This window comes from Pseudomonas vranovensis DSM 16006 (assembly GCF_000425805.1).
Lineage (GTDB): Bacteria > Pseudomonadota > Gammaproteobacteria > Pseudomonadales > Pseudomonadaceae > Aquipseudomonas > Aquipseudomonas vranovensis.
Genome location: NZ_KE384457.1, coordinates 22,216 through 34,612 on the forward strand (window position 1 = coordinate 22,216; position 12,397 = coordinate 34,612).

10 protein-coding genes and 4 tRNA genes are annotated in these 12,397 nt (G+C 61.9%); 12 read left to right on the forward strand and 2 right to left on the reverse strand.

Going from position 1 to position 12,397, the window contains the following annotated elements:
• The first annotated feature begins 21 nt into the window (after window positions 1-21).
• The 9 genes from H621_RS0124050 (at window position 22) to H621_RS0124090 (ending at window position 5,924) form a co-directional block, all read left to right on the forward strand.
• Complete coding sequence (locus H621_RS0124050) at window positions 22-576, forward strand: CvpA family protein (RefSeq protein ID WP_028945827.1); 555 nt, start codon at window positions 22-24, stop codon at window positions 574-576.
• 41 nt (window positions 577-617) lie between these two features.
• Window positions 618-2,123 carry an amidophosphoribosyltransferase gene (gene purF / locus H621_RS0124055; RefSeq protein ID WP_028945828.1) on the forward strand — a complete coding sequence of 502 codons (1,506 nt, stop codon included), beginning with the start codon at window positions 618-620 and terminating at the stop codon, window positions 2,121-2,123.
• Window positions 2,124-2,138: 15 nt separating this feature from the next.
• Window positions 2,139-3,350, forward strand: a complete 1,212-nt coding sequence (locus H621_RS0124060; protein WP_028945829.1) for an O-succinylhomoserine sulfhydrylase — start codon at window positions 2,139-2,141, stop codon at window positions 3,348-3,350.
• Window positions 3,347-4,120: an SDR family oxidoreductase gene (locus H621_RS0124065; RefSeq protein ID WP_028945830.1), complete on the forward strand. Its 774-nt coding sequence runs from the start codon at window positions 3,347-3,349 to the stop codon at window positions 4,118-4,120. Before H621_RS0124060 ends, H621_RS0124065 begins: the two co-directional genes overlap by 4 nt.
• A 94-nt stretch (window positions 4,121-4,214) precedes the next feature.
• Window positions 4,215-4,290 (forward strand) — tRNA-Val (locus H621_RS0124070).
• 76 nt (window positions 4,291-4,366) lie between these two features.
• A tRNA-Asp gene (locus H621_RS0124075) sits at window positions 4,367-4,443 on the forward strand.
• A gap of 99 nt (window positions 4,444-4,542) precedes the next feature.
• Window positions 4,543-4,619 (forward strand) — tRNA-Asp (locus tag H621_RS0124080).
• A gap of 112 nt (window positions 4,620-4,731) precedes the next feature.
• A tRNA-Asp gene (locus H621_RS0124085) sits at window positions 4,732-4,808 on the forward strand.
• A gap of 231 nt (window positions 4,809-5,039) precedes the next feature.
• A complete protein-coding gene (locus H621_RS0124090; RefSeq protein WP_028945831.1) occupies window positions 5,040-5,924 on the forward strand; it encodes a DUF2242 domain-containing protein in 885 nt (294 codons plus the stop codon).
• A 215-nt stretch (window positions 5,925-6,139) separates the two neighbouring features.
• On the opposite strand, the gene H621_RS0124100 is transcribed toward H621_RS0124090, so the two are convergent.
• Window positions 6,140-7,180: an AraC family transcriptional regulator gene (locus H621_RS0124100; protein WP_028945832.1), complete on the reverse strand. Its 1,041-nt coding sequence runs from the start codon at window positions 7,178-7,180 to the stop codon at window positions 6,140-6,142.
• 7 nt (window positions 7,181-7,187) lie between these two features.
• Entirely contained in the window at window positions 7,188-8,309 is a 1,122-nt protein-coding gene (locus tag H621_RS0124105; protein ID WP_028945833.1) for a nitrilase-related carbon-nitrogen hydrolase, read from the reverse strand.
• A 196-nt stretch (window positions 8,310-8,505) separates the two neighbouring features.
• Here H621_RS0124105 and H621_RS0124110 point away from each other — a divergent pair, with 196 nt between their 5' ends.
• From H621_RS0124110 to H621_RS0124120, 3 genes are all read left to right on the forward strand, one after another.
• Entirely contained in the window at window positions 8,506-9,027 is a 522-nt protein-coding gene (locus H621_RS0124110) for an RNA polymerase sigma factor (RefSeq protein ID WP_028945834.1), read from the forward strand.
• The gene (locus tag H621_RS0124115) at window positions 9,024-9,866 is read left to right on the forward strand and encodes a FecR family protein (RefSeq protein ID WP_028945835.1); all 843 of its coding nucleotides are present in this window, start codon (window positions 9,024-9,026) and stop codon (window positions 9,864-9,866) included. Before H621_RS0124110 ends, H621_RS0124115 begins: the two co-directional genes overlap by 4 nt.
• Window positions 9,867-9,942: 76 nt before the next feature.
• Entirely contained in the window at window positions 9,943-12,390 is a 2,448-nt protein-coding gene (locus tag H621_RS0124120; protein WP_036990385.1) for a TonB-dependent receptor, read from the forward strand.
• The last annotated feature ends 7 nt before the right edge of the window (window positions 12,391-12,397 follow it).

A 12,397-nucleotide genomic window follows, 5' to 3' on the forward strand; every position in this document is an offset into this window, starting at 1 on the left:
TATCCGTTTGCAGGCAACACTGTGGCATTTACCTGGGTCGACTGGGCGATTTTCGCGATCATCGCCATTTCTTCGCTGATCAGTCTCAAGCGCGGCTTTGTCAAAGAGGCCTTGTCGTTGCTTACCTGGATCATCGCCGGTGCTGTTGCCTGGATGTTCGGTGGTTCGCTGTCGCAGTACCTGGAAGCCTATATCCAGACGCCTTCGGCACGGGTCATCGCTGGATGCACCATTCTTTTCGTCGCCACCTTGCTGGTGGGGGCAATGATCAACTTTCTGATCGGCGAGCTGATTCGCGTCACCGGGCTTTCCGGGACCGACCGCTTCCTGGGCATGGCCTTCGGTGCCGCCCGTGGGGCCTTGCTGGTGGTAGTGGCTGTCGGGCTGTTGAGCCTGGGGCCGGTACAGCAGGATCAGTGGTGGCAGGAGTCTCGCCTGGTGCCACAATTTCTATTGGTGGCTGACTGGTCAAAAAACCTCATTCTGGGGTTCACCAGTCAGTGGCTAGCCAGCGGGATCAGCGCACCGGCTGATCTCCCGTTCAAGGATCAGCTTCTGGGGCCCAAAACGCCTTGAAAGCTGCTCAGTCCAGTTTCATTAAGTAGGGGTTGCGTCGCATGTGTGGCATCGTCGGTATCGTCGGTAAGTCGAACGTCAATCAGGCGCTGTATGACGCGCTAACCGTCCTCCAGCACCGCGGCCAGGACGCTGCCGGTATTGTGACCAGCCATGATGGCCGGTTATTCCTGCGCAAGGACAATGGCCTGGTCCGTGATGTGTTCCAGCAGCGCCATATGCAGCGCCTGGTGGGCCACATGGGCATCGGCCACGTGCGTTACCCAACAGCGGGCAGCTCGACTTCGGCCGAGGCCCAGCCGTTTTATGTCAACTCGCCCTACGGCATCACCCTGGCGCACAACGGCAACCTGACCAACGTCGAACAGTTGGCCAAGGAGATCTACGAGTCCGACCTGCGCCACGTCAACACCAGCTCCGACTCCGAAGTCCTGCTCAACGTCTTCGCCCATGAACTGGCGGTGCGTGGCAAGCTGCAGCCAACCGAAGAAGACGTGTTTGCCGCGGTGACTGACGTCCACAACCGTTGTGTCGGTGGTTACGCCGTGGTGGCGATGATCACCGGCTACGGCATTGTCGGTTTCCGCGACCCCCACGGCATTCGCCCGATCGTCTTCGGCCAGCGTCACACCGACGAAGGCGTGGAGTACATGATCGCTTCCGAAAGCGTTTCCCTGGACGTGCTCGGCTTCACCCTGATCCGTGACCTGGCGCCGGGCGAAGCGGTGTACATCACTGAGGAAGGTAAGTTGCACACGCGCCAGTGCGCCGTGAACCCACAACTGGCCCCGTGCATCTTCGAACACGTCTACCTGGCTCGTCCTGACTCGATCATCGACGGTGTCTCGGTGTACAAGGCGCGCCTGCGCATGGGCGAGAAGCTGGCCGAGAAAATCCAGCGCGAGCGTCCGGACCATGACATCGACGTGGTGATCCCGATTCCCGACACCAGCCGTACTGCTGCGCTGGAATTGGCCAACCACCTGGGCGTCAAGTTCCGCGAAGGCTTCGTCAAGAACCGCTACATCGGCCGTACCTTCATCATGCCCGGCCAGGCGGCGCGCAAGAAGTCGGTCCGCCAGAAGCTCAATGCCATCGAGCTGGAATTCCGCGGCAAGAACGTGATGCTGGTGGATGACTCCATTGTCCGTGGCACCACCTGCAAGCAAATCATCCAGATGGCCCGCGAAGCGGGTGCCAAGAACGTCTACTTCTGCTCTGCAGCCCCGGCTGTGCGCTACCCCAACGTCTACGGCATCGACATGCCGAGCGCTCATGAACTGATCGCCCACAACCGCAGCACCGAGGATGTCGCCGAACTGATCGGCGCCGACTGGCTGGTCTACCAGGACCTGCCGGACCTGATCGAGGCTGTTGGCGGTGGCAAGATCAAGATCGAGCATTTCGACTGCGCCGTGTTCGACGGTAAGTATGTTACCGGCGACATCGACGAGGCCTACCTGGACAAGATCGAACAGGCGCGCAACGACGCCTCCAAGGTCAAGAACCAGGCGGTCAGTGCCATTATCGACCTGTACAACAACTGATTTAGGAGCAGCGGCATGACACAGGAATGGGATGCCGGGCGCCTGGACAGCGACCTCGAAGGGGTCGCTTTTGACACGCTGGCGGTACGCGCCGGCCAACATCGCACGCCGGAGGGCGAGCACAGCGATCCGCTGTTCTTCACCTCCAGCTACGTGTTCCGTACAGCGGCCGATGCCGCTGCACGGTTCGCCGGCGAGGTTCCAGGCAACGTCTATTCACGCTACACCAACCCTACAGTACGTGCGTTCGAAGAGCGCATCGCCGCCCTGGAAGGCGCCGAGCAGGCCGTGGCTACGTCCACTGGCATGTCGGCGATTCTGTCCACCGTAATGGCCCTGTGCAGCGCTGGCGATCATGTGCTGGTCTCGCAGAGCGTGTTCGGCTCGACCATCAGCCTGTTCGAGAAGTACTTCAAGCGCTTCGGTGTCGAGGTCGACTACGTTCCACTGGTGGATCTCGCCGGTTGGGAGCGGGCCATCAAGACCAACACCAAGCTGTTGTTCGTCGAGTCGCCGTCCAACCCGCTGGCCGAGCTTGTGGATATCTCGGCACTTGCCGAAATCGCCCATGCCAAGGGCGCCCAGCTGGTAGTCGACAACTGCTTCAGCACCCCAGCCCTGCAGCAACCGCTGAAGCTGGGGGCCGACATCGTCGTGCATTCGGCCACCAAGTTCATCGACGGCCAGGGCCGTTGCATGGGCGGTGTGGTTGCCGGGCGCAGCGAGCAGATGAAAGAAGTGGTGGGCTTCCTGCGCACTGCGGGGCCGTCCCTGAGCCCCTTCAATGCCTGGATCTTTCTCAAGGGTCTCGAGACCCTGAACCTGCGCATGCGCGCCCACTGTGCCAACGCACAGGCCCTGGCCGAGTGGCTGGAGCAGCAGGAAGGCATCGAGAAGGTTCATTACGCCGGTCTCGCAAGCCATCCGCAGCATGACCTTGCCAAGCGCCAGATGAGCGGTTTCGGTGCGGTGGTGAGCTTCGAGGTCAAGGGTGGCAAAGAGGGCGCCTGGCGCTTCATCGACGCCACCCGGCTGATTTCGATCACGGCCAACCTGGGCGACAGCAAAACCACCATCACCCACCCGGGCACTACCTCCCACGGTCGTCTTTCGCCGCAGGAGCGTGAAGCTGCCGGTATTCGCGACAGCCTGATCCGCGTCGCCGTGGGCCTGGAAGATGTCGTTGACCTGAAGGCCGACCTGGCCCGTGGTCTGGCGGCGCTGTGATCGACTGGTCAACGGGCGACGGCAGCCATAACGGCCGCGTCGCCCTGGTGACCGGTGCGGCGCGAGGCATCGGCCTGGGCATTGCTGCCTGGCTGATTGCCGAGGGGTGGCAGGTGGTACTCACCGATCTTGATCGCGCGCGTGGTGCCAAGGCTGCCAAGGTACTCGGTGACAACGCCTGGTTCATCGGCATGGATGTCGCCGACGAAGGTCAGGTCAAGACGGGTGTGGCCGAGGTGCTTGGGCAATTCGGTCGCCTCGATGCACTGGTGTGCAATGCCGCCATCGCCGATCCGCACAACACCACCCTGGAGACGCTCAGCCTTGCGCACTGGAACCGGGTGCTGGCGGTCAACCTGGGTGGGCCGATGTTGCTGGCCAAGCACTGTGCGCCGTATCTGCGTGCCCATGGCGGGGCCATCGTCAACCTGGCCTCGACCCGCGCGGCCCAGTCCGAACCCGACACAGAAGCCTACGCGGCGAGCAAGGGCGGCCTACTGGCCCTCACGCACGCCCTGGCGGTGAGCCTGGGGCCGGAGATCCGCGTGAACGCTGTGAGCCCTGGCTGGATCGATGCACGTGATCCGTCCCAGCGCCGCGCCGAGCCATTGACCGAAACCGATCATGCCCAGCATCCAGCGGGCAGGGTGGGGACAGTGGAAGACGTAGCAGCCATGGTTGCCTGGCTGTTGTCACGCAATGCCGGCTTCGTCACGGGCCAGGAGTTCGTGGTCGACGGCGGCATGACCAAGAAGATGATCTACAAGTAACACTGCGGGTTTCATCTTTTTTGAAAAAACTTCAACAGGGGTATTGACTTAGCATCGATACCTGCGTAAATTTCGCCACCTCAGCGAAGCACACGGGTGATTAGCTCAGCCGGGAGAGCATCTGCCTTACAAGCAGAGGGTCGGCGGTTCGATCCCGTCATCACCCACCACTTCCTGAGATGTTCCTGACCCAACACTTTCGCAAGAAGGTGTTACCAGAGAGGAACCGGACGCAAGTCCATATGCGCAGCGGTAGTTCAGTCGGTTAGAATACCGGCCTGTCACGCCGGGGGTCGCGGGTTCGAGTCCCGTCCGCTGCGCCACTTTTCTCCAGATTGGTTGAATGACCGGTTTGAGGTCGGAAGGCACCGAAGCCTTCAGGCCAGATCCCAGTTTCAAGCAGGCGAAAGTCTGTATGATACGCAGCGGTAGTTCAGTCGGTTAGAATACCGGCCTGTCACGCCGGGGGTCGCGGGTTCGAGTCCCGTCCGCTGCGCCATATTCGCTTCGAGGCCCTTGAACTCCTCGAAGCAGCAAAGAGAGCGACCTACGGTTCGCTTTTTTTGTGCCTGAGACTAGCGGAGGTTTCGCAGCCCAGGCTTGCACGACACGCAGCGGTAGTTCAGTCGGTTAGAATACCGGCCTGTCACGCCGGGGGTCGCGGGTTCGAGTCCCGTCCGCTGCGCCATACAGCAACAAAAAAAGCGACCTTCGGGTCGCTTTTTTTGTGCCCGCGCCTACACCTTCCTACGCCTTGAACGGCTCAGCCCAAAGCTGCCGACCAACGGTTTCGCCCCGTCCCCCGACGGGACCAGGCCCAGGTGTCGATGAATTTTCCGCGGTGATTGACCGGCTGTGGTTTCAGTGATCCGCCGATGTGTTGCACAATAGGCGCCGACCGTTTTACTCAGGATTTGCAATGTCAAAGTCAACCGTCTTCAGTGCGCTCGGGCTGGCCCTGGTGCTGGCGGGTGTTTCCGGCTGTTCTTCGAAGAAAGCTGCCATCTACGAACACGAGAATTTCGACGACTCGGGTACCTTTTCGCGCAACTTCCCGGTCAGCGAAGCGGGCTCGTGTGAAGCGGCCCGCCGTGCCTTGCTCAGCCAGGGCTATATCATCACCAGCAGCGGTGCCGGTCAGGTGAATGGCAACAAGAGTTTCCAGCAGACAGGCGATTCGCACCTGCAGATCAGCTTCAACGTGGTTTGCGCCCCTGACAGCGGCGATGCGAAGCGTTCGACCATGTTCGCCAATGCCCTGCAGGACCGTTATGCCCTGAAAAAATCCAACACCTCCGCCAGCCTCGGGGTTGGGGTGCTGGGTTCGGTGTCGATGCCCATCGGCTCCTCCGACGACTCCATGGTCAAGGTCGCCAGCGAAACGGTGACCTCGGCCAAGTTCTACGAGCGTTACTTCGCCCTGGTCGAGAGCTTCCTGCCCAAGGAGCAGAAAAAAAAGGCGGCACCGAAGAAGGCCGTCGAAAAGCCTGCGCCTGAGTTGGGAATCCCGGAGCCTGCGCCTGCTGCCTTGACGCCGTCCGATGCGGCAGTGCCAGCCCCGGTTCCGGCCCCGGAAGCTGCTGACGCGTCACAGCCCGGCGAAACGGCACCGGTCCAGCCGCCGGCAGCTGCCGAGGCTGCACCGGCCCCTGTAGTCGACGACAGCAAGGGTTCGATGCCCGTTGCACCACCGGCAGAGGCCGCGCCGATCAGCGCCGAGCAGCCAGCCCCGGCGGCGGCTGAGCCGGTACCGACCGTTGCTCCGGTTGTGCCTGCCAACAATCCTGAGCAGGCACCCTTGTAAAGGCGGATAAATTTCTCGTCTGCTGCTACGTTGTTTTGATGAGTGTCATTGTCATTTTTCTTTCATCGCGGCACTTTAGGCTCGATAACGAATCAATGACTTGAATGAGAAACAACGGAGCAAACGATGGACGACTATCAGGAAGAACTACTCGAATTGCGCGCCCTGGAGCTTGATCCGCCCGAGCCTGCCGAAGACGCCACTGAGCTGTAGTCTCAGCCGGTACGCCGCTGGCTGCGACGAAACTCTCCCGGGGTGATGTTGTTCCAGCGCTTGAACGCGCGCTGGAAGGCTTCGGCCGAAGCAAACCCAAGCAAATAGGCGATCTCGCCAAAGGCCAGCTCCGTGTCACGGATGTAGGTCATGGCGAGGTCGCGTCTCGTATCGTTGAGGATGGCGCGAAACTGCGTGCCTTCCTCGGCCAGCTTGCGTCGCAGCGTCCAGGTGGGCAAATGCAGATGACGCGCCACTTCTTCCAGATCCGGTTCCCGTCCGCCATTGAGCAGCGGCCCCAGCAGGTGGGCAATGCGCTCGCCCAGGCTGCGAATCCGCGTGCGTTGCTCCAGCTCCGCCTCACACAAGTTCAGCAGGTGCTGCCAGGTACTGGGGCAATGGGCCGGGTTGCGCAGCTCGAGGCTCGTTCGACTCAGGTGCAGTTGGTTGGTCTGGGCGCCAAATTGCACCGGGGTGCTGCACAGCACCTGGTAGTGCGATGCATAGGCGGGCGGCTCGAATTCGATTTCCACCCGGTCAGCCAGCAGGGGCGTACCGACCAGGTTCGACAGCTGGGCCAACCATCCAGACAGCAGCGAATCGACGACAAAACGGTTATAGGCGTTGTAGGGGCTGATGGAGTAGAAGCGCAGCCAGGCACCGCTGCCGTCTTCGTGAAAGCTTGAGCGGCCACGGTAGTTGGAGGCGTACAGCGGTTCGAAACGCAGCAGCGTACGCGCCGCATCCCCTACGGTGGGTGCCTGGGCCGCCGTGACGCCGGCCAGGCCCGCCTGGCTCAAGCGGCTGAGGCGGCCCATCTGTAAGCCCAGTGCCGGGTCGCCAGTAAGCTCGATGGCGGCATGGCCCAAGTGCATGTAGCGCGGGATGGACAAGCGTGCCCCCGCTTCAGCCAGGCGCGCAGTATCGAGCCCATAGCGCTTCAGAAGCGCTGTGGGCTCGATGCCGTGTTGCTGCAGGACATCCTCCAGGCTCTGGACAAAACCCACTGAGAGGTCACCCAGGCGCATCCGTGGGCGGGGCATGGCCGGGCTACAGCCAGAGGTTGAGCAGACGGGCGCCGTGGGCGCTGCTGCCGTTGAGGTTCAGCCCGTCGCGGTTGGCAAAGCCCTGGCCGTCGGCGACGACATCCCAGAAGCGTCCGCGCAGGAACACGCTCATGCTGCTCATGCCGCCGGGATTGGCGTTCAAGGTCAGTTGCTGCCAGGCCCGGGCTTCGCTGACCTCACCCGGCTTGAAGGGCAGTGTGGCCGCCAGGGGCTGGTGACGGTTGCCGCGCCAAGGGCCGCTCCAGCTGTCCTTGCCGCCGAGGAACGCCGGGTTGGCAATGAACTGCGCCGACTGGTTGGCCAACTGTTGCTGGTTGCTCGGGTACCAGCTGTCGCTGCCGATCAGCACGCCCAGGCGACCTGCCGGCGTCTGCAGTACTTGCGGGGGCTGGTCGGTGCCGCTGTCGATGTAGCGCCGTACGTCACCGTCGGGGTGCTGTTGAAGTTGCGGCTGGCCGAGTACCGAGCCGTCGCCTGCGAACACCAGGGTGCTGTTGTACAGCGCCCCGGTGCCGACCTGGAGGGTGCCGCGTTCCACATAGGGGGAGGGCAGCACGATGGAGCCTGCGACCAGTGTGACGCCAAATTCCTTGGCCAGGCCGCCGAACAGTTGCTGGTAGTCGTTGGCCATCTGTTGCGCCTTCATGCGCAAGTGGGCATCGGCGCGCCAGTCATCGCCTTCGGCGCCGAGCATGGCCAGGCCATAACGGATCGGATTGCTGAGCTCCAGCCACTGCCAGGCCTCGCGTCGCTCCGTCACCTGGTAAAGCTCGTTCTTCTCGCCCCTTGCCCACAGCCACGTGCCGATGTGTTCGGGCAGGATGACAATAGTGCGGTCATTGATCAGGCCCTGGCTGCGCGCCTGTTCCAGATAGGCAGCCAACTTGCGATGCAGGCGATGCAGGTTCTGGTAGTCACCCGGGTAAAGCTGCGGCTCGACCCCCAGCAGGTTGCCATTGCCTGTGGGAGTGCCTTCGCTCAGGGCCAGTTCGATACGCAGGTCAGACAAGTAGTGCCCCACCGGCCGCTGCTCGGTCCAGAACCCGTAGCCGCTCATCGCAGCAATGACAACCAGCGCCAGTGCGCTCAACAGAATTTTTCGCATGGCGATAGTTTGCACTGAAAATTCCACAGAGCAATACCGCAGATCAAGGGCATAACGGCGGGTTTTACCGGGGAACCTGTGTTTGTCCCGCAAGCCATTGAGTGTAGGGATGCTTTAAATGAAATGTATTCGCATTTATACTCCCCGACAAATTTCTCCACGCCAGGCTCTTGTCCTTTCTTTCGCGCAGGTCATCGTGCAGGTCGACCCTCCCAAGCCATCACTGCTCGCTACGCTGGTTCGTCATTATGAAGAACTGGTGGATCACGTTCGCCGGCGTTTTGGCGAGCGGGTATTCGCACGTGATGTGGTCCATGACCTGTGTATCCAGTTGCTCGAAAAGGATGAAAAGGACGATGTGCGCGCGCCTTTGGCGTTGCTGCGTAAAATCGCCCACGACACGGCCGTCACTCGCTATCGCAGCGATCGCCGGCGCGAGACCTGGATGGTGGCGGTGCCAGCATTGCCGGAGGTCGCCAGCGCTGCGCCGAGCCAGCAACGCCATCTTGAGGGGGCCAGGGCCCTGGAGCTACTGACTGAAGCGATTGCCAAACTGCCGCCGCGCTGCCAGATGGTATTCGTCATGCACAAGGTGCACGAGTTGCCCCAGGCCGAAGTTGCCGAACGCATGGGCATTTCCCTGAAAACTGTAGAGAAGCACCTTCGCCTGGGCATGAACGCTTGCCGAGAGTATTTGGGTGCCGAGGTGTTGTCATGAGCCGGCCGCCGCGCGATGCCAAGGACTTCAGCCAGGAAGACGAGGCTATCGCCCGCTTTCGTGAAGCGCTCAAGCAGCGCTTTCCACTGCCCGTGCCCACCCCGGCCAAGAACAAGCGCAGCACTGCAAAGACCCTCGGTTTGCTGTTGTTGGCGATGGCTGCCGGCGCGGCCTGGGTCGACCCCGCCTACCAATCCCAGCATGTCGCCAGCCAGGTTGGTCAGCGCCAGGCGCTGCAACTGGCCGATGGCAGTACGATCCTGCTCGACAGCGACAGTGAGATGACGGTCAGTTGGCACCTGCGCACGCGCCAGGTCACCTTGAAAAGGGGCCAGGCGCTGTTTGACGTCGCGCCGATGGTGTACCGCCCGTTCCTGGTCGACGCCGGGTCGGCCGCAGTGCGTGTAGTGGGGACGCACTTCAACGTCAATCGGCTCGAACAGGAGGTGCAGGTCACCGTGGCCGAAGGCAAGGTGGCTGTTCGGGGAGCTGCTACCGACGCCGTTGCGCTGCTCGGGCCAGGCCAGCAATTGCGCATGCGCAAAGGTGTCCCAGGCCAGGTGACGCAGGTCAGCGCCGACGATGTCAGTGCCTGGAAAGACAGCCGGCTGGTGTTTGAAAGCACCCCGCTGGCCGAGGTCATCGGCACGCTCCAGCGCTACCACCGCCAGCCGATCACGCTCATGGACGCGAGCCTCGCCCGGTTGCCGGTGTCCGGTGTGTTCGACAGCGATCACGTTGACCGTCTGCTGGCGCTGTTGCCCGGCATCTTGCCGGTGAGTGTTGCCAGCGCAGCCGATGGTGCGGTGCTGATCAAATCGCGCGACCCGAAAAAATAATTGTCCACCGAGGTAGGGTTACGCGGCACTGCTGGCGGCTATCTCCATGCAACCTTAATCCGTGGAGAATAAAAACGTGAGTCAGCCCTTCCTGCGTGCGCCTGTGCGCTTGTCCTTGCTGGCTAGCAGTCTGTTGCTCAGCCAATGGTCATTGGCGCAATCTGCACCGGTCGATTTCGATGTTCCAGCCAATTCGCTGGAGAAATCCCTCAATGCCGTAGCCCGCCAATCCTCGGCACAGATCCTGTTCGCCAGTGAAGTCACTGCCGGCAAGACCGCACCGGCATTGCACGGCCGCTATACCTTGCAGGAAGCACTTGAACGGCTGCTGGGCAAGAGCGGGCTGACGGCCCAGGAGCAAGACGAACACACCTACCTGGTGGTGCCGAGCGCGTCCACGCCAGTCACCGAGGCGGCTGCCAGCGGAACCGGTGCAGTAGAGCTGGCCAGCCTGGAAATCAGTTCTTCACGACTCAACAGCGACCTGGTGCCGCAAGCCCGGCAGGTCAATGTCATCGAGCGCGAGCAAATTGAGCAACTGCGCCAAGGCTCCGATGGCCTGGCCACCTTGTTGGCCAAAAGCATTCCCGGCATGGCCGACTCCAGCCGTACTATCACCGACTACGGCCAGACACTGCGCGGACGTACGATGCTGGTGCTGGTGGATGGGGTGCCGCTCAACACCAACCGTGACTCCTCACGCAACCTGGCGAACATCGACCCGGCACTGATCGAGCGCATCGAAGTGATCCGCGGCAGCAGTGCTATCTATGGGGCCGGTGCAACGGGTGGCATCATCTCCATCACCACCCGCCCGGCCGGTGGTGAGCCGCGTGCGCAGACCAGCCTGACCGCGGTGTCGCCCCTGAGCCAACTGGACAGCGATGGCCTTGGCGGCCAGTTGCAGCATCACCTGTCCGGCTCCCAGGGCCAGGTCGATTACGCCATGGACTTCGGCGCCCGACACATTGGCGCTTCCTATGATGCCAACGGGCACCGCATCGCGCCGGAGTCCAGCCAGGGTGATCTGTTTGATTCGAACACCTACAACATCGGCGGCAAACTGGGTTTGCGCATCGATGAGGTCCAGCGCATCCAGCTGTCGGCCAGCCATTACAACGCCGAGCAAGACACCGACTACACCTCCGATCCGTCCGTGGCCAGCCTGCCGCCGGGTTCGGTCCCGGCGCGGCCGCTGTCCGGCTTGTCGCTGGATGAGCAGAACCAGATCAAGAACACCCTGCTGAATCTTGAGTACGCACACACCGATATCCTCGGCGGCTCGCTCAATGCGCAGCTCTACTACCGCGACTACTTCACCCGCTTTACACCCTTCGATGCACGGGCGGTGGCCACGCGTGGACGCAATGTCGATCAGGTGATGCAGAACAGCGAAGTGTTCGGCAGTCGTGTAACCCTGCGCACCCCGCTCGGCAACCAGGGCAATACAGAACTGTTGTGGGGCGCTGACTTCAACCAGGAGCGCAGCGACATGCCCATCGACATCTTCGACCCGCAGGCATATGACGCCAGCGGCGGCAGGGTGTTCGACAAGATCGGCAAGCTGACGTACATGCCCGACCTGACCACACGCAGTGTCGGCGGTTTTGCGCAACTGCAGCACAAGTTCAACGATCAATGGTCGATGGAGGGCGGTGTTCGTTATGAGTACGCCACCGCCGAATACGACGACTTCATCCCGCTATCGGAATCCACCGCTGTCCAGCCGGCTACGGTCCAGGGCGGTGACGTCCAGTACGATTCCGTACTGTCCAACCTCAGCGTGACTTACTCCCCGGTGGCGGGCCAGGAAGTCTATGCGGCGTTCAGCCAGGGTTTCCAGTTACCCGACATTGGCGTGCAACTGCGTAATGCCCGTCGCGGCTTTGATATCGACTCATCGAACCTGGAGCCAGTGAAGACCAACAACTACGAGTTGGGCTGGCGGGGCGCCCTGGGTGAGCAGACCCTGGCGACGCTGGCAGTGTTCTACACCACCTCCAAGCTTGGCGATGTGCAGAGCTTCAACAACGGCCTGATCCTGACGCGCACCAAGGAGCGGATCTACGGTGTGGAAGGCAGCGCCGACTGGCTGAACAGCGACGAGCGTTGGGGAGCCGGTGGTACCTTCACCTGGATGAAGGGCCGTGAGCAGCCGGATGGGGGAGACTGGCAAGACATGACCGGGTATCGCATCCCGCCACTCAAGCTGACCGCCTACGTACAGTTCAAACCGAGCGACGTCTGGAGCAACCGCCTGCAGGCCACCTACTTTGACGGTGATGACTACCGCCTGGATGGCGTTGCCAGTTTCGGCCGGCGCAAGGTCGATGGCTATACCACCGTGGACCTGATCAGCCAGTACCAGTTGAGCAAGGACGACCAGGTCAGCGTAGGCCTGCAGAACCTGTTCAATCGCGACTACTACCCGCTGTACAGCCAGCTGATGCGCAGCAGCAACAACACCAGCCACCTGCCGGCACCCGGCACCGTCCTGACGGCCAGCTACACCCACCAATGGTAAGCGCCGA

Excerpts from the sequence above, each read along its gene's own strand:
- purF (WP_028945828.1), top strand. The coding sequence starts at position 618 with ATGTGTGGCATCGTCGGTATCGTCGGTAAGTCGAACGTCAATCAGGCG.
- H621_RS0124060 (WP_028945829.1), top strand. The coding sequence starts at position 2,139 with ATGACACAGGAATGGGATGCCGGGCGCCTGGACAGCGACCTCGAAGGG.
- H621_RS0124090 (WP_028945831.1), top strand. The coding sequence starts at position 5,040 with ATGTCAAAGTCAACCGTCTTCAGTGCGCTCGGGCTGGCCCTGGTGCTG.
- H621_RS0124100 (WP_028945832.1), bottom strand. The coding sequence starts at position 7,180 with ATGCCCCGCCCACGGATGCGCCTGGGTGACCTCTCAGTGGGTTTTGTC.
- H621_RS0124105 (WP_028945833.1), bottom strand. The coding sequence starts at position 8,309 with ATGCGAAAAATTCTGTTGAGCGCACTGGCGCTGGTTGTCATTGCTGCG.
- H621_RS0124115 (WP_028945835.1), top strand. The coding sequence starts at position 9,024 with ATGAGCCGGCCGCCGCGCGATGCCAAGGACTTCAGCCAGGAAGACGAG.